General features: G+C 70.6%; 18 protein-coding genes and 1 riboswitch. Of the genes, 13 read left to right on the top strand and 5 right to left on the bottom strand.

What is annotated here, in order from left to right:
• Window positions 1-175: 175 nt before the first annotated feature.
• Both AB0F70_RS16925 and AB0F70_RS16920 read right to left on the bottom strand, forming a co-directional pair.
• Window positions 176-937: an NlpC/P60 family protein gene (locus tag AB0F70_RS16925; protein WP_357450355.1), complete on the bottom strand. Its 762-nt coding sequence runs from the start codon at window positions 935-937 to the stop codon at window positions 176-178.
• Window positions 937-1117: riboswitch (cyclic di-AMP (ydaO/yuaA leader) on the bottom strand. Its footprint overlaps the gene before it by 1 nt.
• Window positions 1118-1241: 124 nt before the next feature.
• Complete coding sequence (locus tag AB0F70_RS16920; protein WP_357450353.1) at window positions 1242-2588, bottom strand: FAD-binding oxidoreductase; 1347 nt, start codon at window positions 2586-2588, stop codon at window positions 1242-1244.
• A gap of 335 nt (window positions 2589-2923) precedes the next feature.
• On the opposite strand from AB0F70_RS16920, the gene AB0F70_RS16915 reads away from it, so the two are divergent.
• The 3 genes from AB0F70_RS16915 to AB0F70_RS16905 are packed head-to-tail and all read left to right on the top strand — an operon-like array spanning window position 2924 to window position 6968.
• Window positions 2924-4981 carry a serine hydrolase domain-containing protein gene (locus AB0F70_RS16915; RefSeq protein WP_357450350.1) on the top strand — a complete coding sequence of 686 codons (2058 nt, stop codon included), beginning with the start codon at window positions 2924-2926 and terminating at the stop codon, window positions 4979-4981.
• 2 nt (window positions 4982-4983) lie between these two features.
• Window positions 4984-6309, top strand: a complete 1326-nt coding sequence (locus tag AB0F70_RS16910) for a histidine kinase (protein WP_357450347.1) — start codon at window positions 4984-4986, stop codon at window positions 6307-6309.
• Window positions 6306-6968, top strand: coding sequence for a response regulator transcription factor (locus tag AB0F70_RS16905; protein ID WP_357450344.1), 663 nt, complete (start codon window positions 6306-6308; stop codon window positions 6966-6968). Before AB0F70_RS16910 ends, AB0F70_RS16905 begins: the two co-directional genes overlap by 4 nt.
• Before the next feature lie 6 nt (window positions 6969-6974).
• Here AB0F70_RS16905 and AB0F70_RS16900 read toward each other — a convergent pair whose 3' ends face one another.
• Both AB0F70_RS16900 and cofG read right to left on the bottom strand, forming a co-directional pair.
• Window positions 6975-8450: an NAD(P)/FAD-dependent oxidoreductase gene (locus AB0F70_RS16900; RefSeq protein WP_357450341.1), complete on the bottom strand. Its 1476-nt coding sequence runs from the start codon at window positions 8448-8450 to the stop codon at window positions 6975-6977.
• Window positions 8447-10858 (bottom strand): 7,8-didemethyl-8-hydroxy-5-deazariboflavin synthase CofG, encoded by a 2412-nt coding sequence (gene cofG / locus AB0F70_RS16895; RefSeq protein WP_357450338.1) that lies wholly within the window; start codon window positions 10856-10858, stop codon window positions 8447-8449. The genes AB0F70_RS16900 and cofG overlap by 4 nt, the downstream gene beginning before the upstream one ends.
• A gap of 228 nt (window positions 10859-11086) precedes the next feature.
• Between cofG and AB0F70_RS16890 the strand changes: the two genes are divergently transcribed.
• The 10 genes from AB0F70_RS16890 (at window position 11087) to clpX (ending at window position 21797) form a co-directional block, all read left to right on the top strand.
• Window positions 11087-12160, top strand: coding sequence for a glycoside hydrolase family 5 protein (locus AB0F70_RS16890; RefSeq protein WP_357450335.1), 1074 nt, complete (start codon window positions 11087-11089; stop codon window positions 12158-12160).
• 164 nt (window positions 12161-12324) lie between these two features.
• Window positions 12325-12714 carry a hypothetical protein gene (locus tag AB0F70_RS16885; protein ID WP_357450332.1) on the top strand — a complete coding sequence of 130 codons (390 nt, stop codon included), beginning with the start codon at window positions 12325-12327 and terminating at the stop codon, window positions 12712-12714.
• A 23-nt stretch (window positions 12715-12737) separates the two neighbouring features.
• Window positions 12738-13868 carry an NAD(P)/FAD-dependent oxidoreductase gene (locus AB0F70_RS16880; RefSeq protein ID WP_357450329.1) on the top strand — a complete coding sequence of 377 codons (1131 nt, stop codon included), beginning with the start codon at window positions 12738-12740 and terminating at the stop codon, window positions 13866-13868.
• A gap of 72 nt (window positions 13869-13940) precedes the next feature.
• Complete coding sequence (locus AB0F70_RS16875; protein ID WP_357450326.1) at window positions 13941-15248, top strand: extracellular solute-binding protein; 1308 nt, start codon at window positions 13941-13943, stop codon at window positions 15246-15248.
• Window positions 15245-16165 (top strand): sugar ABC transporter permease, encoded by a 921-nt coding sequence (locus AB0F70_RS16870; protein ID WP_357450323.1) that lies wholly within the window; start codon window positions 15245-15247, stop codon window positions 16163-16165. Before AB0F70_RS16875 ends, AB0F70_RS16870 begins: the two co-directional genes overlap by 4 nt.
• The gene (locus AB0F70_RS16865; protein WP_357450320.1) at window positions 16162-16971 is read left to right on the top strand and encodes a carbohydrate ABC transporter permease; all 810 of its coding nucleotides are present in this window, start codon (window positions 16162-16164) and stop codon (window positions 16969-16971) included. The genes AB0F70_RS16870 and AB0F70_RS16865 overlap by 4 nt, the downstream gene beginning before the upstream one ends.
• Window positions 16972-17190: 219 nt before the next feature.
• The gene (gene tig, locus AB0F70_RS16860) at window positions 17191-18591 is read left to right on the top strand and encodes a trigger factor (protein WP_357450317.1); all 1401 of its coding nucleotides are present in this window, start codon (window positions 17191-17193) and stop codon (window positions 18589-18591) included.
• A 231-nt stretch (window positions 18592-18822) separates the two neighbouring features.
• The gene (locus tag AB0F70_RS16855) at window positions 18823-19458 is read left to right on the top strand and encodes an ATP-dependent Clp protease proteolytic subunit (protein ID WP_357450314.1); all 636 of its coding nucleotides are present in this window, start codon (window positions 18823-18825) and stop codon (window positions 19456-19458) included.
• Between the two features lie 44 nt (window positions 19459-19502).
• Window positions 19503-20222 (top strand): ATP-dependent Clp protease proteolytic subunit, encoded by a 720-nt coding sequence (locus tag AB0F70_RS16850; RefSeq protein ID WP_357450310.1) that lies wholly within the window; start codon window positions 19503-19505, stop codon window positions 20220-20222.
• Between the two features lie 285 nt (window positions 20223-20507).
• On the top strand, window positions 20508-21797 hold the full coding sequence (gene clpX / locus AB0F70_RS16845) for an ATP-dependent Clp protease ATP-binding subunit ClpX (protein ID WP_357450308.1): 1290 nt from the start codon (window positions 20508-20510) through the stop codon (window positions 21795-21797).
• 133 nt (window positions 21798-21930) lie between these two features.
• Here the strand turns inward: clpX and AB0F70_RS16840 are convergent, their stop codons facing one another.
• The gene (locus AB0F70_RS16840; protein ID WP_357450305.1) at window positions 21931-23751 is read right to left on the bottom strand and encodes an AMP-dependent synthetase/ligase; all 1821 of its coding nucleotides are present in this window, start codon (window positions 23749-23751) and stop codon (window positions 21931-21933) included.
• Between the last annotated feature and the right edge of the window lie 134 nt (window positions 23752-23885).

The following is a 23885-nucleotide window of genomic DNA, read 5'->3' as shown; positions in this document are numbered from 1 at the left end:
GCACCGTGTCGGTGCGGGCCCTCGTGGTCAGGCGCGTGGTGCGGGGCTGCGGCTCAGCTTCTGTCTATATCGGCTGCGCCTCCGGCTCAGCCTCTGTCCATATCGGCTGAGCCTGCGGCTCCGCTGCGGGCGCGTGCCTCGTTCCTCGGCCCGCACCCTTCGCTGCGCCTCCGGCTCAGCCGACGCGGATGAAGGTCGGGCTGTTCTGCCAGATCTCCGTGTAGCGCACGGACTGGCCGGGAACCGGCGCCTCGACCTGCATGCCGTCGCCCGCGTAGATGGCGACGTGGCCGGGGCTCCAGATGAGGTCTCCCGGCTGGGCCTCGGCCTGCGAGACCGGCGTTCCGGCGTAGCGCTGCTCCGCCGAGGAGTGCGGCAGGCTGATGCCGATCTGCGCGTAGACGTACGACGTGAACCCGGAGCAGTCGAACCCGGCGGGCGTCGCGCCGGCCCAGACGTACGGCACACCGAGGTACTGCATGGCGATCGCGACGATCTCGGAGCCTCCGGCGGCGGCCGGGACGGCCGGCTCGACGGCTGCGGCGGTCTCGACGACCTCCTCGACGACCGGCTCCGGCTCCGGCTCGGGGGCGGGGGTCACCTTGATGGTGCCCGTCTCCAGCGTGAACTTGCTGTCGGCCGCTACCTGCACGGCGGGTGCGGTGTTCACGGCGTCGACCACCGCGGCCCCGGCGACCGAGCCCTGCGACGTCTTGTTCAGGATGTCGAGCTCTGCGGTGGACGGGCTGTTGTCGGCCACCGGCGCGGCGTCCGCGGGAACGCTGAGCAGGGAGACTGCCAGGCCGGAACCGGCGACGACGAGCGCGCCGCGGCGGGCGGCACCTGAGATGCCCCGGGCCGCGGCGCGGGAGAGGGGAGTCAGCGGGGTGATGGGTCTGCGGGCAGCGCGGTGACGCCCAGGCGTGCGAGTAGTCAAGAGGTTCTCCTGACGCCTACGAGGTGAGCTGTCGGATTCGGATCGGAGAATGACCCGGCCGCGTACTACCTGTGCGGCTTCACCCCAAGGACACCGTCGGTGCCCGCTTACGTGGTTCCCCCGTCCCTGTCCTTGTCTTTGCAGTCTCGGGGCGGTGACAGGGCTCGGCGCCCACCTCGAGTGCCCGCGGACTTCCCGCGAACCGGAGCGACGCTAACCCCGTTCGGCGGCGAAGTCACAATCGCATCACGGCTCACGGGATACTTCGCGTCCTACTTGACCCGAATTGTCCGCATGAGATAGGTCACTTTGCGGCGGGCGGAACGTTGTGATTCCGGGCAAACACGTTGCTCGGGTCGTATTGCCGCTTGATCACCGCTAGCCGCTCGTAGGTCGCCGCCGGATAGACCGCCGCGACGTCGTCCGCGGTGGTCGAGCCGAGGAAGTTCGAGTAGGCGCCGTTGACGTGCGGGGCAAGCCTGGCCCAGATCGCCGCGATGCCGGGACGGGCGGCCTCGATCACCGGCTTCGGGCCGCCGGCCACGGTCGCGACCAGCAGCTCCGCGCCGCGGTGCGCGTACGCCGTCGCGTCGGCGGGGACCCGCGACACCGCGCCGCCCACGGTGCGGATAGCTATCGACGGCGAACCCGCCGACGTGCCGACCTCGGCGAGGATCCGCAGCGTGTCGGACACCGACTCCCGCTCGACGAAACCGCTGTGACCGAGCAGCTCGAGACCCGGCGGCAGCTCCGCGCCGTCTACGAGGATGTCGGCGTACGCGTGGAGCGCGACGTCGTCCTCCAGCACCGTCCCGAGCCGGCGGATCGGGTCGAGCGCCCTGGCCGCGAGCTCCGGGTCGTCGCCGTCGAACGCCACATGGATCTCGAGCGGCGCCTCCGGGCCGCCCGCGAACGGGTTGGCCAGGTTCGCGATCGAGGTGAGCTCCTCGGGCGCCGTGCGGAGGTGCTCCGCCCAGCCCTGGAGCACCGCAGCGGTCTCCGCGGCGGGGAACGTGATCTTCCCGAAGAAGACCTCCGTCGTCGGGTGCGCCACGAACTCGAAGGAGGTCACGACACCGAGGTTGCCGCCGCCTCCGCGGATCGCCCAGAACAGCTCGGGGTTCTCCTCGGCGCTCGCGGGCACTACCGCGCCGTCGGCGGTGACCAGCTGCGCGGCCACCAGATGGTCAAGGGTCAGGCCGTGCTTGCGGACCTTCCAGCCGATGCCGCCGTTCAGCGTCAGCCCGCCGACGCCGACGCTCTTCGTGTCGCCGGAGGAGATCGCGAGGCCGTGCGGCGTCAGCGCCTCGGCAACCTGGCCCCAGGTGGCGCCGCCGCCTACCCGGACGAGGCGGCGGCCCTCGTCGACCACCTCGACGTCGGCGAGCCCGCTCAGGTCGATCACGATGCCGCCGTCGTTGGTGCCGAAGCCGGGAAAGCTGTGGCCGCCGCCGCGTACGGAGAGCGTCAGCCCCGATCCGACGGCGAACCGGACCGCCGCCTGCACGTCGCCGACCGTCTTGGGGCGCAGGACGAAGGCCGGGCTGCCCGCGACCAGCTTCGCGCGGCTCACCGCCTCGTACTCGGCTGCGCCCGGCTCGACGACGTCGCCGCCGAAGTCGCGGCGGAGGTTCTCGATCGCTGAGGTCATGGTGTTCCTTCCACAGGGGGTGCGTGGTGCACCCGATGTGGAAGAGACTCCCCAGCCCCGGGAGATGTGACCGCGCGGGGTATGGCGCCCGTCACACCGACCTCGGGTCGGCCCTATGCAGGGAACTGACCATGCACGTGCTGCCAGAACCGGCCTTGATCTGGCAGCAGATGCATGGTCATCGACGTCGGGCGGAGCCCGACTCCGCCAAAGGTCGTAGGCCAAGTGCGTGCTCGCGGGCGATGTGCCGCCGCTGCCCGCCCGACAGGCTGGTGTCGTCCGGAAGAAAGCCTCCGGACCAGCCCGAACACCCGCCGAGCGCGAGGAGCGCGACGATGTCCCCGACCTATGAGCTACCCACCGAGCGGCCCGGCCGCGTACGCACCATGGCGGCGCTCGCTGCCCTGGGGGCGCTCGCGATCACAGTCGCCGCCGGCGTCCCGGCCTTCGCCGCGACCACCTCCGAGCCGACACCGCCCCCGCCCGTCTCCGCCCCGGTCGGCGAGCACACCCTCGTGCAGTCGGACGTCGACGCCTGGCTCGACGGTCTGCTGCCCTCCGCGCTGGAGAGCGCCGGCATCGCGGGCGGCGTCGTCACGGTGGTCGACGACGGCAAGGTCGTCACCACCCGCGGCTACGGCTACGCCGACACGGGCACGACGGGCGGCGAGGCGGTACCGGTCGACCCGCAGAGCACGTTGTTCCGCCCGGGCTCGGTCTCCAAGCTGTTCACCGCGACCGCCGCCATGCAGCTGGTCGAGAACGGCGACGTCGACCTGGACACCGACATCGGCGAGTACCTCGACTTCGATGTCCCGCGGTCGTTCGACGGGCCGATCACCATGCGCCACCTGCTCACCCACACCGCGGGCTTCGAGGAGCGGCTCGGCGGCCTCATCGGCTCGGGCGACGTATCGCCTGTCCTCCGGGACGAGCTGGCGGAGGACCCGCCGGAGCAGATCTACGAGCCCGGCACCGTCCCCGCCTACTCGAACTACGGCAACTCGCTGGCCGGGTACATCGTCGAGCACGTGAGCGGCGTGCCGTTCGAGGAGTACGTCGAGCAGAACATCCTCACGCCCGCCGGCATGACGTCGTCGACCTTCGAGCAGCCGCTGCCTGACGCGCTGCGCGACCGGATGTCCAAGGGCTACGACACGTCGGCCGCCGCCCCGGGCCCGTTCGAGATCGTCGGGACACCGCCCGCCGGTGCGCTGACCGCCTCCGCGCCGGACATGGCGCGCTTCATGCTGGCCCAGCTCGGCGAGCCCGGTACGGGCTCGATCCTGGAGCCCCGGACGCTCGAGCTGATGCATGCCCCGGGCCTTGACGAGAGCTCGCTGGGCAACCTTGCGGCGTCCCCGCGGATGACGCTCGGGTTCTTCGACGAGAGCCGCAACGGGCAGTGGATCATCGGACACGGTGGCGACACCAACTACTTCCACTCCCACCTGCAGCTCTACCCCGAGGAGCGCACCGGGATCTTCGTCTCGTTCAACAGCACGGGCGACAGCGGCCTCGTGACCCTCGAGCTGCGCGACGCGGTGCTGCACGGCTTCACCGACCGCTACTTCCCGGCGGGGTCCACCCCGGCCGCCGGCACCGTCGACGCCGCGACCGCCAAGGAGCACGCCGCGATCGCCGCGGGCAGCTACGTCGCCTCGCGCGGCATGCAGAGCACGTTCCTGGCCTCGCTGGAGGCATTCAGCACCACGCAGCTCACCCCGCAGGACGACGGCCGCCTCCTGATCACGCCGGGTCCGCTCAGCGACGCGCCCGCCCTGTACGAGGAGATCGAGCCGTGGGTCTGGCGTGAGGTCGGCGGCCAGCGCGTCATCGCGATGCGCGTCACCGACGACAAGGTCGAGGCGATAGGTATCGAGGGTGCCTTCACCCTGCTGCCCGCCCAGCCGGAACGCGCCCAGGCAGTGGTGCTCCCCGTGCTCGGCGTGTCCGCGCTGATCCTGCTCGTAGCGGCCGTTGCCTGGCCGGTCGGTGCGATCACGCGGCGTGTCCGGCGCCGGTCCCTTCCCGGCTCGGTGCCCGTGACCGAGGCCGGGCGTCTCCGCCCGGAGCGCACCGGACGGGTCGTCAGGCTGCTCACCAACATCGCGACGGTCTGCGCGGTGCTCGCCCTCGGCGGCTGGACCGCCACCTTGATCACCGTGATGGGCCTGCAGGACGTCTCCGCGTTCTCCCTGCGTCAGCTGCAGGTGGTCCAGGGCCTCGGCGTGCTGGGGATCGTCCCCGCGGCGCTCCAGGTGGTCGGCGCGATCCGGCACCGTCTCGGCTGGCGCAAGGTCCTCGGCACCGTGCTCGTGCTGCTCGCCCTGGCCGGAATCGCCTGGTTCGCAGCCGAGTTCCGCCTGCTCGCACCGTCTGTATCGTACTGACGATGCCCACGACCGACGGCCTGACGGTGTTCGACGACGTTCCGGTCCCGCCGCGCGTCGGCAGGCTCGACACCCTCCTGACCCGGCTCGGCGTGACCAGCCGGCTGGCGCAGGACGGTCTGCTGGCCGCACTCGTCGCCCTGATGACCGCAGGCTTGCTGGTGGTGCTGTTCCAGTACGTGCTGGAGGCGGAGGACCTGACGATCGGTCCGGCGCAGAGCGTGCTGCTCATGGTCGCGACGTGCGCCCAGGCGCTGCCGCTGGTCCTGCGCCGGACCCGTCCGGTCCTCTGCCTGGGCCTCGTCGTGGCCGTTCAGGTGTTCGTGATCGCCGTGTCGCCCCCCGACCTGTCGGTCGGCGGCATACCGCAGGTCATCGCCGCGTACACGGTCGGCACGCTGCTGCCCGCCCGCCAGGCCCTGGCGGTCACGGGCGCGGCGGTGCCGGTCGGGGTTGTGACGGCGGCGGTGACGGCGCTCGTGTCGGGCAACGGCCTGCTGATGCCGGCCGTGAACCATCTCGCGGCGGGGATCGCCACCTATGTGGTCAGCGCGCTCGTCGGCGGCGCCGTGGCGACCCGTCGCCGCTACGTCGACCTGCTCCACCTCCGGGCAGACGAACTGATGCGGACGCAGCGGGCGACCACCCAGGCGGCGATCTTCGCCGAACGGTCCCGCATGGCCCGCGAGCTGCACGACGTCGCGGCGCACCACCTCTCCGGCCTCGTGGTCCAGGCCGCCGCCGTGGCGCGGCAGATCGACAGCGACCCCGAGGCCGCGAAGGCAGGCACCGCCTGGATCCGTGGGCAGGGCAAGGAGACCCTGGACAGCCTCCGCCTGATCGTCGGGGTCCTCCGCGAACGCCCGAGCATCGACGACGACGGGCACGACGCACCGCCGCCCGGACTCGACGCGCTCGACGGGCTGGTGCGCACCGCACGCACGCTCGGCGACACCGTCGAGCTGGTCCGCGAGGGCAGGGCGCGTGCCCTCGCGCCCATCGCGGACGCCGCGTTCTACCGGGTGGCGCAGGAGTCGCTGTCGAACGCCCGCCAGCACGCATCGGGCGCACCCGTGCGGATGGCCGTGCGGTTCGCGGAGCGCGAGGTCTCGCTCGAGGTCGTCAACACACGCGCCGCGGGGGGCATCCCGACGGACTCGACACGACAGAGCTCGACACGACAGGGGATGGGCCTCATCGGCATGGGGGAGCGCGCGCACCTCGTCGGGGCGACACTGACGACGGGCGCCACGCCGTCCGGCGGGTGGCGCGTGCTGCTGACGCTGCCGCTGCACCACGAGCCCACGAACACCGGAGGACAGGAATGATCAGGGTCTTGCTCGTCGACGACCAGGCGGTGGTCCGGGCGGGGTTCCGGTTCCTCCTGGAGCAGGCGGACGACATAGAGGTGGTCGCCGAGGCCTCGAACGGGCCCGCAGCGGTCGAGCTCGCCCGCCGGCACAGCCCCGACGTCGTCTGCATGGACGTGCGCATGCCGGGTGGGGACGGCCTCGCGGCCACCCGCGAGATAGTGGCGGACGCCGCCTCCGGCGGGGCAGCACCCGCCGTACTCGTCGTGACCACCTTCGACCTCGACGAGTACGTGTTCGGTGCGCTGGAGGCCGGGGCCGGCGGTTTCATCCTCAAGGACTGCGAGCCCGAGGAGCTGATCGACGCCGTCCGCCGGCTCGCCGACGGCCATGGCCTCATCGACCAGGCGGTGACCCGCCGGGTGATCGCCGAGTTCGCCCGGCGCAAGGCGCCGCCCGAATCGGCGTCGGACATCGCGGCGCAGCTCACGGCACGCGAGGCCGAGATCGTGCGACAGCTCGCCCGCGGGCTGTCGAACGCGGAGATCGCGCGCGAGCTCGTCGTGGAGACGAGCACCGTGAAGTCGCACCTCGGCCGGGCGATGGCCAAGGTCGGCACGCGCGACCGCCTGCAGACGGTGGTCTGGGCCTATCAGAACGGGCTCGCACCGGGCTGACGCGGTCTATGCGGGTGGGCAGCCCACGGTCGCGCCGTCGCGTGCGAACGGGGCCGGGTCGAAGACGCCGAACCGCTCGCGGAACTCCGCCGCCCGGCCGGGCCACAGGAGCGTGAGGCGGCCCGAGCGTTCGTCCACGTACCAGCTGCGGCAGCCGCCGCGGAGCCACACCGTCCCGGCGGCGCGCTCGTCGATCTCGCGGGTGTAGGCGGCCTCGGCCGCCGCCGACACCTCGAGCGGCCCGCCCGCCCGATCCTGGTGGTCGAGCGCGCCGAGCACGTAGTCGATCTGCGCCTCGATCACCTCGAGGGCGGAGTGGTGGCCGAGCCCGGCGTTGGGGCCGTCGAGCACGAAGAGGTTCGGAAAGCCGTGCACGACCGTGGAGGCGTGGCTCGTCATGCCGCCGGACCAGTGCTCGGCGAGCCGCTGGTTGCCGCGGCCGGTCACCAGTCGGGCGAACGGCGGCGTGGTCGTCTCGAAGCCCGTGGCCAGCACGAGCACGTCGACCTCGTACCGCGCGCCCGACGCCGCGACCAGTGTCGATCCCTCTACCGCCACCGGCGGGCCCGGCTCCAGCGTGACGTGCGGCTGTTGCAGCGCCGGATACCAGTCGTCGCTGAACAACGCGCGCTTGCAGCCCACCGCGTAGTCGGGCGTGAGGAGCGCGCGCAGTGCGGGGTCGGGCACCTGGGCGCGCAGGTGGGCCTCCGCGCGCTCCCGCAGCTCGGCCTCCGCGGTAGAGCCGGCCATCCGCGCGTCGAACAGCCGGTCGGCCTCCTCCGCGAGCGCCGCCCGTTCCGGCCGGACGTCGCCGGGCGCGTAGGCCCGGTCGCCGCGCGGGAGCACCCAGGGCGGGGTGCGCTGCAGCACGACGACGGACTCCGCCCGGCGCGCCAGCTCCGGCACGAGCTGGACGGCGCTCGCGCCGGTGCCGACGACGCCGACCCGGAGCCCGGCGGGCAGGTCGCGGTCCCAGCGGGCGGAGTGGAACACGCGGCCGGGGAACGTGCCGAGCCCTGGGAGGTCGGGTACGCGGGGTTCGCTGAGCCTGCCGACCGCCGTCACCAGGACCCGGGCGGTCAGGGGACCCCGCGACGTCGTCAGATGCCACGCGGCCCCGCCCTCGTCCCAGCGCGCGTCCGCGAGCTCGGTGCCGAGGCGCAGGTGCGGGGCCAGCCCTTCGGACCGTGCGACGTCCCTGACGTACTCGTGGATCTCGGCGCCCGGCGCGAACACCCGTGACCAGGCGGGCTGGGGCAGGAACGAGTACGAGTACAGCGCGCTCGGGATGTCGCACGCGACGCCCGGGTAGACGTTGTCGCGCCAGGTCCCGCCGACGTCGTCGGCCCGCTCCAGGATCGCGAAGCCCGTGCGCCCGGCACGGCGCAGCCGGGCGCCGAGGCCCACGCCGGCGAGCCCCGCGCCCACCACCGCGACGTCCACCTCGGTGGCCGCTCCGGTTCTGGGGTTCGTGCCCGTCACCCCACCTGCTCGTACGTGGTCGTGCGCTGGCGTACGGGCCGGCCCAGCTCGGCGACGAGCCGCGTCAGGTCCGCCACGGTCAGCTCCCGGCCCTGTTCGGGGCCGGCGCCGGGGTCCAGCACGCCGTCGAGCAGCACGCCGCCGAGGTCGTCCGCGCCGCCCGCGAGCATGCGCTGCGCGCCACGCATGCCGAGCTTGGTCCATGCGGCCTGCACGTGGTCGATCCGCCCGTCGAGCATCAGCCGCGCCACCGCGTGCAGGGCGCGGCTCTCGCGCAGGGTCGCCGCACGTGCGCCGGCCACGCGCACCGGCGACTCCGAGGCCAGCCAGGGCATCGGGATCAGCTCGGTGAAGCCGCCGGTCTCGTCCTGCACGCGGGCCAGCGCGCGTAGGTGGCGCACCTGGTCGCGCGCCGACTCGACGTGCCCGTACACGATCGTCGCCGTCGACCGCAGTCCCGCGGTGTGTGCGGCGGTGACGAGCTCTACCCAGCGCTCGGCGGGGATGTCGGTGCCGCCGGTGAGCAGGTCCCGGATCCGGTCGTCGAGGATGCGGGCGCCCGTGCCCGGCACGGTGTCGACGCCGGCTTCGCGCAGCGTCGTCAGCCAGTCGGGCAGGGAGAGCCCGGCGCGGGCGGCGCCGTCGGCGAGCTCGGCCGGGCGGAAGGCGTGCAGATGCAGGCCGGGCCCGCCCCGCTTCACGGCGCGAGCCAGGTCGAGGTAGCCGTCAACGCCCGCCGACGTCGGCGGCAGGCCCTGCGCGCACACCTCCGTGGCGCCGAGCGTGACGGCCTCCTTCACCAGCTCCTCTACCTGCTCGGGGGAGAGCCCCAGCGACGCATCGATGTTCCGGTTCACCGCGTAGGTGACGGCGTCGCCGACGCGCGCGCGACGCACCTGGTCGGCGAGCCCGGCGAGCTCCTCGAGGTCGGCGCCGTCGGCGCCCAGCAGCTCGACCCAGCCCGCGTCGTCGACCCCGGCCGGATCGTCCGCGACGTCGCCAATCAGTCGAGCCAGCCGCCCCTCCCCGCCCCCACCGTTGAGTGCGGGCTTTTCGCCCTCTCGAGCGCCAGAAAGGGGCGAATATCCAGCACTCAACGAGGTGGAGGCGGGGAAGGCGCCCAACAGGGCATCCTGGCGGGCCAGACCGTAGTCGTCCGCCAGGGAGAGGACGCGGGGGCGCAGGCGGTCGTCCAGCCAGTCAGCACCGTCCCGGGCCTCGCGCAGGTAGTGCGGGTGGGCGGTGAGGCGCTCGCGCAGCGCGTACCCGCCCTCGCCGGTGAGCCGCGCCAGGTCCTCGATCTGGGGCCAGGGCCGCTCAGGGTTCACGTGGTCGGGGGTCAGCGGGCTGACGCCGCCCCAGTCGTCGATGCCGGCGCGCACCAGGAGCTTGAGCTCGGCGGCGTCGGTCAGGTTGGGCGGCGCCTGCACGCGCAGGCCCGGGCCGAGCAGCACCCTGGTCACGGCGACGGCGGCCGCGTACTCCTGGGTCTCCAGATCCTCGGCGCCCATCATCGCGGTGGCCGATTTGGCGCGGAAGTTCTGCACGATCACCTCCTGCAGGTGACCGTGCTTGGCGTGCGCGTCGCGCAGGGCCAGGATCGAGTCCACGCGTTCGGCGTAGTTCTCGCCGATACCGAGCAGCACGCCGGTCGTGAACGGGATGCGGGACCGGCCGGCGTCCTCGATCACGCGCAGCCGCAGCGCCGGGTCCTTGTCGGGGGAGCCGAAGTGCGCCTCGCCCTTCTCCGTCCACAGCCGCGAGGACGTGGTCTCCAGCATCATGCCCATCGACGGGCCCACCGGCTTGAGCCGCTGCATCTCGGCCCACGACATGACGCCAGGGTTGAGGTGGGGGAGCAGTCCGGTCTCGTCCAGGATCAGCTGGGCCATGTGACCCACGTACTCGAGCGTCGAGGCGTATCCGTGGCTGTCCAGCCACTGCCGGGCGACCGGCCAGCGGTTCTCGGGCCGGTCGCCGAGCGTCAGCAGCGCCTCCTTGCAGCCCAGCTCCGCACCCTGCCGGGCGACCTCCAGGACGGCGTCGGCCTCCATGTAGGGCGAGATGCCGGCCTTGGCGAGCTTGCCGGGCGACTGGACGAAGATGCAGTAGTGGCACCGGTCCTGGCACAGGTGCGTCAGCGGGACGAACACCTTGCGCGAGTACGTGATGACGCCGGGCCGGCCGGCCTCCGCCAGGCCCGTGTCGCGCATCGTGCTCGCGACCGCGAGCAGCCGATCCAGGTCAGCGCCGCGGGCGTGCAGGAGCACCTCGGCGTCCGCGCGGCCGGGCGTGCTGCCGCCGCCGTCCTCCAGCCGGTCGAGCGCCGCGTCCAGGACCGGGCGGTCCGGGGCCTGCGGCTGGTCAGCGGCGCGCGAAGGCATGCGCAGGGTCAGGGGAACAGTCATGGGCCCACCTCGGGTGCGGGAACCGGATCAGGATGGTCCGGAGGGGACGGGCCGACACTATGTCATCGGCAGCGGGGTCTCTCCGTCGTCCCGTAGTGCGCTCGCTCACGGTGTGGAAATCCCCGATATCACCCGGCGACGCGTCTTGCTAGCGTCTTGGCGACCAGCAGGCCGGCAGCGTAGCCGCGACCTGCTCCGGATCAACAGACGAACTGAGGTGGTCCCATCATGGTCTCCCGCCGCGCCCCGATCGTCGTCGCAGTTGCCACTGCCGCGATGCTGGCGCTAGGAACGGCCCTCGTCCCTCTTCTGCCGGCCACAGCCGTCAGTGCCGCCGCTACGCACGAGGCAGCCGGTTCCCTCGCGCCGGAAGCCGCCACACCGGTAGCGGCCAACGGCCAGCTGCGCGTGTGCGGCGTGGGCCTGTGCAACCAGCAGGGCAAGCGGATCCAGCTGCGCGGGATGAGCACGCACGGCACCCAGTGGTACTCCCAGTGCATCACGGACCGTTCGCTCGACACCCTCGCGTACGACTGGAACGCCGACGTCGTGCGGATCTCCACCTACGTGCAGGAGGACGGCTACGAGACCGACCCCGCGCGCTTCACCGCGCTGGTGAACCGCTACATCGACATGCTCACCGCGCGTGGCATGTACGCGATCGTCGACTGGCACATGCTCGACCCGGGCGACCCCAACTTCAACCTGCAGCGGGCCAAGACGTTCTTCACGGCGATCGCCGAGCGGAACAACGGCAAGAACAACATCATCTACGAGGTCGCGAACGAGCCCAACGGCGTGTCCTGGCAGACCATCAAGGGCTACCACGAGCAGATCGTCCCGGTGGTCCGCGCGAAGGACCCGGACGCCGTCATCCTGCTGGGCACGCGCGCGTGGTCGTCGCTGGGCGTCTCCGACGGCTCGAACGAGTCCGAGGTGGTGAACAACCCGGTCAACGCCTCGAACGTGATGTACACGTTCCACTTCTACGCCGCGTCGCACGGGCAGGACTATCTGAACGCGCTCTCCCGGGCCGCGGACCGGATCCCCATGTTCATCACGGAGTTCGGCACCCAGGACTACGCGGGTGAGGGCGCCAACAACTTCGCCATGTCGCAGCGGTACCTCGACCTGGCGGCGTCGAAGAAGATCAGCTGGGTGAACTGGAACTTCTCCGACGACCATCGCTCCGGTGCGGTCCTCACCCAGGGAAGCTGCGCGAGCGGCTCCTTCGGGACGGGGAACCTCAAGGAGTCGGGGCGCTGGATCCGGGACCGGATCCGGACGGCGGACAGCTTCTAGACCGGCTCCGCTGCCGGACGGCGCGGCGGCAAGGTGGACTCGGTGCGGGTGCCGGGCCTGAGGCGAACAAGGTTCAGCCCACCCGGCACCTACCGAAACAGCACTACGCGCCGGGATGCCTCGAGCCTGCGCAAAGTAGCCCCAGTCTGCGAGAGGATCCTCGGATGCGCATCATCCAGCTCCCGTCGCGGGAGATCTCGCGGTTCGACAGCCACGGCGTCGACATGGACTTTCTGCCGCAGGTGCTCGACGCCGAGCGCACCATGATGCATATCGTCCGTATCGTCGCGAACGGCACGCTCGGCGAGCATCCGGCGACGGCGCTTCAGGTCTTCGCCGTCCTCGCGGGCGAGGGGGTGGTCACCTCGAAGGGTGTGGCAGGAGACGCCGACGAGCGCTGGGAGATCCAGCCGGGACAGGCCGCGATCTGGGATACGGGCGAGGTCCACGAGACGACGGCGACCACGGACCTGCTCGCCGCGATCGTCGAGACGACCGGAAGCGAGCTGGTTCTCCTCGAGCACGAGCTGCTGTTCGGGCCGCCGCTGGACTGAGCAACCGTCGCTACGCTCCATCCATGTCTCATACCGTGTACGTGATCGGCGCCGGGCCTGCTGGACTGGCAGCGGCCGCTGCCCTGCGGGCGAAGGGCGCGGACGTCACGGTCCTGGAGAAGTCGGGGCACGTGGGCAACGCCTGGCGGCACCACTACGACCGCCTGCACCTGCACACGACACGGGGGCTCTCGCAGCTGCCAGGTCTCCCGATCCCGCGCGAGTTCGGCCGCTGGGTGGCCCGGGACGACGTCGTCCGCTACCTCGAGGCGTATGCCGCCCACCACGACCTGCGGATCGAGCACGGCGTCGAGGTCACGCGCCTCGACCGCGCCGACGGCGTATGGACCATCACCACCACCGGCGAGGGCGTCACCGACGAGCGGCGTACGGCGGACGCCGTCGTCGTCGCCACGGGGTACAACCACACGCCGCACCTCCCGGACTGGCCCGGCCAGGACACGTTCCCGGGGCAGGTCGTGCACGCGAGCCGGTACCGCAACCCGGCCCCCTACGCGGGCAAGGACGTACTGGTCGTCGGTGTGGGCAACACGGGTGCCGAGATCGCGCAGGACCTCGCGGAGAACGGCGCCGCGAGCGTCCACCTCGCGGTCCGCACACCGCCGCACATCGTGCCGCGCAACCAGGGGCCGTGGGCCGCGCAGTACACGGGCCTGCTGGTGCGTCACCTGCCGACCGCCTTCGTCGACGCCCTCAGCGTCCCCGTCCGCAAGGCCAGCTTCCCGGACCTCGCGCACCTCGGGCTGCCGATCCCTGAGGTCGGCCTGGCCACACGCGTGGCCCAGGGCGCCATCCCGGTGCAGGACATCGGCCTCGTCGCCGCCGTCCAGGCCGGCACGATCCGGGTGGTCAGCGCGATCGAGCGGTTCGACGGCGGCGACGTCGTCCTGACCGACGGCGCCCGCCTCACCCCCGACGTCGTCCTCGCCGCCACCGGCTACCGCCGCGCGCTGGAGCCCGTCATGGGCCACCTCGGTGTGCTCGACGAGCACGGAAAGCCGATCGCGACGAACGGCCGCCCGGCCGCGCGGGGCCTCTACTTCACGGGCTTCACCAACCCGATCTCCGGCATGTTCCGGGAGATGGCCGCCGACGCCCACCGGATCGCCCGGAACGTCGCCGCCGGCCGCTGAGACCGGCGACACGACATTGCGTTACAGGTAAATTGCTTGACAGCCCGACGCCGGACCGGAAGCGTCCGGCGCATGAACCGCCGAACGTCCCTCGCCGCAGGAGCCACCGCAACCCTCGTGGCCCTCACGCTCACCGCCTGCGCACCGTCAACGGGCAGCCCGGAACCCGGCGGGGCGGCGGGACAGGGGTGTGACGGCGACACGGTAGCCCTCGACGTGTGGTCCTGGCGCACCGAGGACGTCAAGACGTACGAGAAGATCTTCGACGTCTTCGAAGAGGCCAACCCGTGCATCACGGTGAACTTCCAGGCCCACCTCAACACCGAGTACGACCAGATCCTGCGCACCGGCCTGACCGGCTCCGACGGGCCCGACATCGCGCAGGTGCGGTCCTACGGACTGCTCCAGCCGCTCGTCGAGGGCGGCAACCTCGAGCCGCTCGAGGACCTCGTCCCGGCGCTCGGCGAGTTCGACGACGCGATCCTCGACGGCGCTCGCGGTCGCGAGGACGGCGCGGTCTACGGCGTGCCCCTGGCCTCCCAGACGATCCAGGTCTACTACAACACCGCGATCTTCGAGGAGAACGGCCTGGAGGAGCCCGAGACCTGGGACGACTTCGTGGCGCTCAACGACAAGCTCCTCGGCACGGACGTGACTCCGCTCGCGGTCGGCGCGCGCGACGGATGGTTCGTGCCCACCGTGCACGACGCCTTGACGTCCGCCCAGTACGGCGGCGCGGACTTCCAGCAGGCGCTGCGCGACGGCGACACCGACTTCACCGACCCGGCGTACGTCGACTCGATCCAGACGCTCAAGGACCTGCAGAAGTACATGCCCGAGGACGTGACCGGCGTGGCGTACACCGACGCGCAGGTGCTGTTCACCTCGGAGCAGGCGGCGATGTTCGCCGGCGGCTCGTACGAGCTGGCGTTTTTCCAGGAGGCCAACCCGGACCTCGGGCTCGGCGTGTTCCAGGTGCCCCCGCCGCCCGGCGCGGCGCTGGACCACCCGGTCAGCCCCGGGTACGCGGACGGGAACTGGGGTCTGTCGGCCGCCACCGAGCACCCGGAGGAGGCCGAGACGCTGCTGAACTGGCTGGCCACGCCGGAGTTCGGGCAGCTGGTCGCCGACGAGCTCAAGCAGTTCTCGCCGATCCCCGGCGTCGAGTTCTCCGACCCGATCCAGCAGGAGATGTGGGACCTCTACCAGGAGAACCCCGCGCCGTACCTGCTGCTCGTGGACTACCGCTACGGCGACCCCGTCGGCACCGACCTGATGGGGGAGGCGGGCCAGAAGCTGTTCCTCGGCGACGCCGACGCCGAGCAGGCCGCGGGGATCATCCAGGACGGCCTCTCGGCCTGGTGGACGCCGGGCGAGTGAGCGGCCGTCGCACAGCGGCGCTCCCCACCTCCGTCGCACTGCTCTTCCTGCTGCCTGCGGCGGCGCTGTTCGCCGTCTTCGTGCTCTACCCGATGGCGACGGCGCTCACCTACTCGCTGTTCTCCTGGCGCGGCACCGCGCAGGACACGTTCGTGGGGCTGGACAACTTCGTCACGCTGCTGACCACCGAGCCGTACCGCAGCCAGCTCCCGCGCGCCTTCGCGCACAACGGGCTCCTGTTCGCCGGGGCGATGGTCGTGCAGAACTCCGTGGGTCTCCTGCTGGCGTACGTGCTGCACAGGCGGGAGCGGATGCGCCGGCTGTTCCAGGTGCTGTACACGATGCCGTACCTCGTCTCGCCGCTCGTCGTCGGCTACCTGTGGTCGCTGCTGCTCTCGCCGCTGTTCGGTCCGGTCAACGCCGCCCTGCGCGCCGTCGGCCTGGAGTCGGTGGCGCAGCCCTGGCTGGGCGACCCCGACACCGCCCTGTGGGTGGTGGTCCTGGTGACGGCGTGGCAGTGGGTAGGGTTCCCGCTCCTGGTCTACGGCGCCGCGCTCGGGTCGCTCGACCCCACGATGGAGGAGGCCGCGATGCTCGACGGCGCGTCCTCCCGCCAGCGGTTCTGGTACGTCACGCTGCCCATGCTGGTGCCGGTGATCGGCACGGTGAGCGTGCTGACGTTCATCTTCTCGATGGAGGCCTTCCCGATCCCGTACGCCCTCGGGGGGTCGAACGGCAGCCCGGCGGGGGCGACCGACGTCATGTCGCTCCTCTTCTACCGCACGGCGTTCGGCTCGGGGGCCTCCAACGCGATAGGCGTCTCGTCAGCGGTGGCGATACTGCTGTTCGTCGTGATCGTCGGGGTGTCGGTGCTGTTCACGCGGTGGTTCCGCCGCGTCGAGCGGGGCCTGACGTGAAGCGCGCCGCTGTGCACGTGGTCCTCTGGGGCTACGCAGCGGTAGCGCTGGTGCCGCTGCTGATCATGGTGTGGAACTCGTTCCGCACCGACCAGGAGCTCGTCGCCGAGCCGCTCGGCCTGCCGGTCAGCCCTTCGCTGGACGCGTACCGCCAGGCCTGGGTCGAGGCGTCGTTCTCCACGTACTTCCTCAACTCGGTGCTCGTCACCACGGCTTCGGTGGCCCTGTCCACTGTCGTCTCGCTGCTGGCCGCCTACGCGCTGGCCCGGTCGCGCTCGCGCCTCATGGGCGTCATCGAGCAGGTGTTCGTGTCTGGCCTGATGATGCCCGTGTTCCTCATGATCGTGCCGATCTTCTACCTGCTGGACACGATCGGCCTCGCCTCGACCCGGACCGGCCTGATCCTGGTCTACGCGGCGGTGTCCATCCCGTTCTCGGTGTTCGTCCTGGCCACGTTCCTGCGCCAGCTCCCGGACGAGCTGGAGGACGCCGCCCGGATCGACGGCGCCGGACCGCTGCGCACGTTCTGGTCGGTGCTGCTGCCGCTCGTGCGTCCGGCGGTCGCGACAGTCGTGGTCTTCCGCTTCGTGCCCATCTGGAACGACTTCTTCTACCCGCTCATCCTCGTGCGCGACCGCACCCGGTACACGCTGCCCGTCGGCCTGACCACGTTCTTCGGGGAGTACCAGACGTCGTGGTCCACCCTCTTCGCGGGCCTCGTCATCGCCACGCTGCCCCTGGTGGTCCTGTTCCTCGTTGCCACACGGCAGATAGTGGCGGGTCTGACGGCGGGTATGGGCCGCTGAGGGCCGGTGGATGCCGGACGGTGTGCGGCACGCCACCGGTTTGCATTCGGCGCCTGTGGCCGTGGGGCGTACCATTGACGGGTTGCCCGTGCGTCTCTTGCACGTCGTCGTCAGCGCGGCTGACAGCGAGCAGCGGCAACTGAGCTGAGCATCCCCGCGCCACCCCGGGAAGCAGTACGCCGGCGTGCGCGCACCCCCGACATTCTGGAGACCATCGAAGTGAAGAGCGCCGTCGAGACCCTGGAGCCCACCAAGGTCAAGCTGACCGTCGAGGTGGACTACGACGAGCTCAAGCCGAGCATCGATCACGCCTACGAGCACATCGCGGAGCAGGTGAACGTCCCCGGCTTCCGCAAGGGCAAGGTGCCCCCGCGCATCATCGAGCAGCGGGTCGGCTGGGGCGCGGTGATCGAGCACGCCGTGAACGACGGGCTCTCCGGCTTCTACCGTGACGCGCTCGGCGAGACCGAGCTGCGTCCGCTCGCCCAGCCCGAGATCGACGTGACCGACGTGCCGGCCAAGGCCGGCGAGGGCCAGCTGAAGTTCACGGCAGAGGTCGAGGTGCGCCCGGAGATCGAGCTGCCCGAGCTGTCCGACGTCGAGCTGACCGTCGACTCCACCGAGGTCACCGACGAAGACGTCGCGGAGCGCATGGACGCCCTGCGGGAGCGCTTCGGCACCCTGGTCGGCGTCGACCGCCCGGCCGTCGAGGGCGACTACATCGTCATCGACCTGAAGGCCGTCATCGGTGACGAGGAGGTCGACTCCGTGTCGGGCGTCTCGTACCAGATCGGCTCCGGCAACATGCTCGAGGGCCTGGACGAGGCCCTGACCGGCCTGTCCGCCGGCGAGACCACCACCTTCAAGGCGCCGCTGGCCGGCGGCGACCACGAGGGCAAGGACGCGGACGTCACCGTCACCGCGACCTCGGTCAAGCAGCGCGACCTCCCCGAGGTGGACGACGACTTCGCCCAGCTCGCCTCGGAGTTCGACACGCTCGAGGAGCTCAAGGACGACCTGAAGACCCAGGTCGCCGGCATCAAGACGTCCAACCAGGCGGTCAGCGCCCGGGACGCCCTCATGGAGAAGCTGCTGGAGACCGTCGAGGTCCCCGTGCCCACCGGTGTGGTCCAGGCCGAGGTGCACCGCCACCTCGAGTCCGAGAGCCGCCTGGAGGACGACGAGCACCGCGCCGAGGTCACCGCTGACGCGACCAAGGCGATCAAGAACCAGATCCTCCTGGACACCCTCGCCGAGAAGCTCAAGGTGCAGGTGAGCCAGGGCGAGCTCGTCGAGTACCTGGTGAGCGCCTCGCAGCAGTACGGCATGGAGCCGAGCGAGTTCATCCAGTCCCTCGAGCAGGGCGGGCAGATCCCCGCCATGGTCGGCGAGGTCGCGCGCTCGAAGGCCCTCGCGGTCGCCCTGCGCCAGATCGAGGTCAAGGACTCCGACGGCAACGTCGTCGACCTGAGCGAGTTCATCGGCTCGGAAGACGTCGACGAGGCCCAGGCCGCGCTCGACGCGGCCGTGGCACAGGCTCAGGAGGCCGCTGACGGCGAGGCGCCCGAGGCGCCTGCCGAGGGCGCGGAGCCCGAGTCGTCGGAGCCCGCGAAGGCCTGACGTACACCCGGCCCGAGAGGGCTGATGCATGACGCCGGACGGCGGTCCGCACCCTCGGCGTGAGGGTGCGGGCCGCCGTCCGCGTTCCCCCGGACTTCGCCGTGGGCAGCACCGATGCGCTGTAGGCGAAACGGGCTCCGAATCAGGAGTTCCGGCGGGCGAGGGCACGTTAGGGTCGAGCGACACGACGTCGTAGGACGTGGTCCAAAGACGAGAGTCAGAACCGAGGAGATGGACGTGAACGATCTGCTGCGGATGGATGCTGGGCCGGTAGCGCGGGCGGAGGGTGCTGGTTTCGGGCTCAACGACTCCATCTACAACCGGCTGCTCAAGGAGCGCATCATCTGGCTGGGGTCGGAGGTGCGCGACGAGAACGCGAACGCGATCAGCGCGCAGATGATGCTTCTCGCGGCCGAGGACCCCGACAAGGACATCTGGCTTTACATCAACTCGCCGGGCGGCTCGATCACAGCCGGCATGGCGATCTACGACACCATGCAGTTCATCAAGCCGGACGTGGCGACCGTCGCGATGGGGATGGCCGCGTCCATGGGGCAGTTCCTGCTGTCCTCCGGCACGAAGGGCAAGCGCTACATCACGCCGCACGCCCGCGTGCTCATGCACCAGCCGTCTGGCGGCATCGGCGGCACGGCGACCGACGTCCGGATCGGCGCGCAGCTCATCATGCACATGAAGAAGGTGCTCGCCGAGCTGACGTCCGAGCAGACCGGGCAGCCGATCGAGAAGATCATCAAGGACAACGACCGCGACAACTGGTTCACGGCCGCCGAGGCGCTGGAGTACGGCTTCGTCGACCACGTCGTCGAGAGCGCTGCGCTTGCCGGCGGCGGCGGCATGGCCAGCTGACCGCCCGGAAACTCATCAAGACCTGATCGACGAGGAGATCCATCGTGAGTCCTGAAGCCCAGTTCATCGCAGCCGCAGAGCGCCTTGCCGGTACACGCGCCCACCCGGTCGCGGGGCTGCCCTTTGCCACCGCCGGCGCCATGCCGTCCGCCCGCTACGTGCTTCCGCAGTTCGAGGAGCGCACCGCGTACGGCTTCAAGCGCCAGGACCCGTACACCAAGCTGTTCGAGGACCGCATCATCTTCCTGGGTGTCCAGGTCGACGACGCGTCCGCCGACGACGTCATGGCCCAGCTGCTGGTCCTGGAGACCCAGGACCCGGACCGTGACATCTCGATCTACATCAACTCGCCCGGTGGCTCGTTCACGGCCATGACGGCGCTGTACGACACCATGCAGTTCATCAAGCCGCAGATCCAGACGACCTGCCTGGGGCAGGCGGCGTCCGCCGCCGCGGTCCTGCTGGCCGCCGGTCAGCCGGGCAAGCGCCTCGCGCTCCCGAACTCGCGCGTGCTGATCCACCAGCCCGCGATGGAGGGTGGCGGCTACGCGCAGGCCTCGGACATCGAGATCCACGCGAACGAGCTCATCCGTATGCGCGAGTGGCTCGAGCTGACGATCGCGACGCACAGCGGCAAGACGCAGGAAGAGGTGCGCAACGACATCGAGCGCGACAAGATCCTCACCGCCGCCCAGGCGAAGGAGTACGGTCTGGTCGACGAGGTGCTCCAGTCGCGCAAGCCTGTCGTGGTCGTGACGAACTGATCTCTCCGGTCAGTTCCGTCGAGACCGCTTCCCGACGCCGGGGCGTTCCACCAATAGCGGTGGACGATGAGCCCCGGCGTCGGGCATGGTGGGACACGCTGCACAGATCATGACAAAATTGTCATGATGTGGTGAATATCGGTCGTGCGACCCGCCGGGCCGCCGGGCTGACAACGAGCCACCGGTGGTGTGGAATGGATCTAAGACCGCTCGACGTTGCGGATCTGCTGGGTCAACCGGCCTGTGCGGGACTCCGTGAGGGTGCACAAGGCGAGGAGACAGGTAGTGGTGCGAATCGGTGACGGCGCGGAACTGCTGAAGTGCAACTTCTGCGGCAAGTCGCAGAAGCAGGTGAAGAAGCTGATCGCCGGGCCGGGCGTGTACATCTGCGACGAGTGCATCGAGCTGTGCAACGAGATCATCGAGGAAGAGCTCGGTGAGGCAGCCGAGCTCGGGCTGACGGAGCTGCCCAAGCCGCGCGAGATCTTCGACTTCCTCGAGCAGTACATCATTGGCCAGGACCCCGCCAAGCGCGCCCTGGCCGTCGCCGTCTACAACCACTACAAGCGCATCCAGGCGGGCGAGGCCGGACGGTCGATCGGACCTGACGACCAGGACCCCGTAGAGATCGCCAAGTCCAACATCCTGCTCATCGGTCCCACGGGCACGGGCAAGACCTATCTGGCGCAGACGCTCGCCAAGATGCTCAACGTGCCCTTCGCCATCGCCGACGCGACCGCTCTCACCGAGGCCGGCTACGTGGGCGAGGACGTCGAGAACATCCTGCTCAAGCTCATCCAGGCCGCGGACTACGACGTCAAGAAGGCCGAGACGGGCATCATCTACATCGACGAGGTCGACAAGGTGGCCCGCAAGGCCGAGAACCCGTCGATCACGCGCGACGTGTCCGGTGAGGGCGTGCAGCAGGCACTCCTGAAGATCATCGAGGGCACCACCGCATCGGTGCCGCCGCAGGGCGGGCGCAAGCACCCGCACCAGGAGTTCATCCAGATCGACACGACGAACGTGCTGTTCATCGTGGCCGGCGCCTTCGCAGGGCTGGACGACATCGTGGCCGCCCGGTCGCGCAAGCGCGGCATCGGGTTCAGCGCCCCCATGGAGTCGATAGTCCCCGACGCGGACCTGTTCGCCGAGGTGCGACCAGAGGACCTGCAGAAGTACGGGCTGATCCCCGAGTTCATCGGCCGGCTGCCCGTGATCGCCTCCGTCTCGCCGCTCGACCGCGACGCGCTGGTCCGGATCCTCACGGAGCCCAAGAACGCGCTCGTGAAGCAGTACCAGCGCATGTTCCAGATCGACGGCGTGGAGCTCGAGTTCGACGAGCCGGCCGTTGGCGCCATCGCCGAGCAGGCGCTGCTGCGGGGCACCGGGGCGCGCGGCCTGCGCGCCATCATGGAAGAGGTGCTCCAGCAGGTCATGTTCGACGTGCCGAGCCGTGACGACGTCGAGCGCGTGCTCATCACGCGCGCCGTGGTGCTCGACAACGTGAATCCGACAGTGGTGCCGCGCAAGAGCCCCGTACGGGGCCGTCAGCCGCGCGAGAAGAGCGCGTAACCGCGCACTCCCTGCTCGCCCGGGTCTGCCGAAGTAGAGCATGTCGAAGTAGAGCGCCTGTCCAGTCCTCCTGTGGTCACCACAGGAGGACTGGACAGGCGCTCTACTTCGACATTACCCGGGCGAGCGCGCCTCAGCGGGTCGCCGTCGCCACCGGCGCCCCGTACAGCGCGTCCACGGCGCCCGCGAAGTCGGCGAGCACCTTCGCGCGCTTCACCTTGATGGACGGCGTGAGGTAGCCGTTCGCCTCCGTGAAGTCGAGGTCGAGCACCATGTACTTGCGGATCGACTCGGCCTTCGAGACGGCCTCGTTCGTGTGCTCGACCGCCTTGTCGAGCTCGGCCAGCACCTTCGGGTGCACGCGAGCCTCCGCGACCGAGAGCCTGCGCAGCCCGTTCGCGGAACACCAGCCGGGCAGCATCTCGGCGTCGAGCGTCACGAGGGCGCCGATGAACGGGCGCTGGTCACCGACGACGACCACCTGGCTCACTAGCGGGTGGGCGCGCATGCGGTCCTCGAGCACTGCCGGGGCGACGTTCTTGCCGCCGGCCGTCACGATGATCTCCTTCTTGCGGCCAGTGATGTGCAGGTGGCCGTGCTCGTCGAGGAGGCCGAGGTCGCCGGTGCGGAACCAGCCGCCGACGAACGCCTCGGCGGTCAGCTGCGGCTCGTTGCGGTACCCGCGGAAGATGTGCGGCCCGTGCAGGAGCACCTCGCCGTCGTCGGCGATGCTGATCTCCGTGCCGAAGAACGCGGGGCCCACCGACCCGATCACTATCCGCCCGGGCAGGTTGACCGACGTCGGCGCGGTGGTCTCGGTGAGGCCGTAGCCCTCGAGGATGGTGACGCAGGCACCACGGAAGAAGTGGCCGAGCCGCTCCCCGAGCGGCGCGCCGCCGGAGACCGCCCACCTCAGCTGGCCGCCCATGGTCGCCTTGAGCTTGCTGTAGACGAGCTTGTCGGCGATCGCGTGCTTCCTCTTGAGCGCGCGGTCGGGTCCGTCCGCCGTGTCCAGGGCGCGCGAGTAGTCCTCCGCGACCCGGACGGACCACGCGAAGATCTTGGCCTTGAGGCCCGACGACGCCTTCTGCTCCGCGCTGTTGTAGACCTTCTCGAAGACACGCGGCACGGCGAGCAGGTAGGTCGGGCGGAAGGAGCCCAGGTCGGCCACGAGGCTCTTGATGTCCGGGGCGTGGCCGAGCACAGCGTCGCCCGCGACCGTCGCGACCTCGACAAAACGCGCGAACACATGCGCGAGCGGCAGGAACAGCAGCGTGCGTGCGTTCTCTGCCTGCAGCAGCTCCGGGATCCCGATGGCGGCGTTGATCGCGAGGTGCGCGAAGTTGCCGTGCGTGAGCTCTACACCCTTGGGCCGCCCGGTGGAACCGGACGTGTAGATGATGGTCGCCAGGTCGTCCCGCCGGATGGCGTCGCGCCGATCGGCGACGATGCCCGCGGAGAGGTTGATGCCGGCCTTGCGCAGGTCGAGGATCGCCTCGTCGTCGATGACGAGGATGTCCTCGAGCGTCGGCAGGGTGGGGCGCACGCTGCGGACGATCTCGGCGTGCGCGCCGGACTCGACGACCACGAGCCGCACGTCGGCGTCGGACAGGATCCACTGGACCTGCTCGGCGGACGACGTCTCGTAGACCGGCACGGCCACGGCGCCCGCGGCCCAGATCGCGAAGTCGAGAAGGGTCCACTCGTAGCGGGTGCGCGACATGATCGCTACCCGGTCGCCGGCGGAGATGCCACGGGCCACGAGGCCGCGGGCGACGGCGAGGACCTCGTCCTCGAACTGGCGGGCAGGCACCGCGACCCACGGGCCGCCGGGGGTCTCGCGACGCTCGATGAGCGCCTTGTCTCCGGAGCGGGCCACGCGGTCCGCGAGGATGGTGTTGATGCTGGTGCCCTCTGGCACCTCCACCAAGGCCGGCGACGTGGCGAGTGTCATCTGCTGCTCTCCGTTGAAGTCTTGAAGAGGTGAAGCCAGAGTTCTGGGCCTTCACCAAGTTGCGTGCCTGCTCGCAGACTGTAGCCGATCCGCGTAGCGGCTCGGAACAGCCTTCGCCGGCAAAGCTCTCGGCC

This window comes from Promicromonospora sp. NPDC023805 (genome assembly GCF_040639635.1).
Lineage (GTDB): Bacteria > Actinomycetota > Actinomycetes > Actinomycetales > Cellulomonadaceae > Promicromonospora.
The sequence above is the reverse complement of the archived record's forward strand: the minus strand, read 5'-3'. Positions and strand labels throughout refer to the sequence as shown.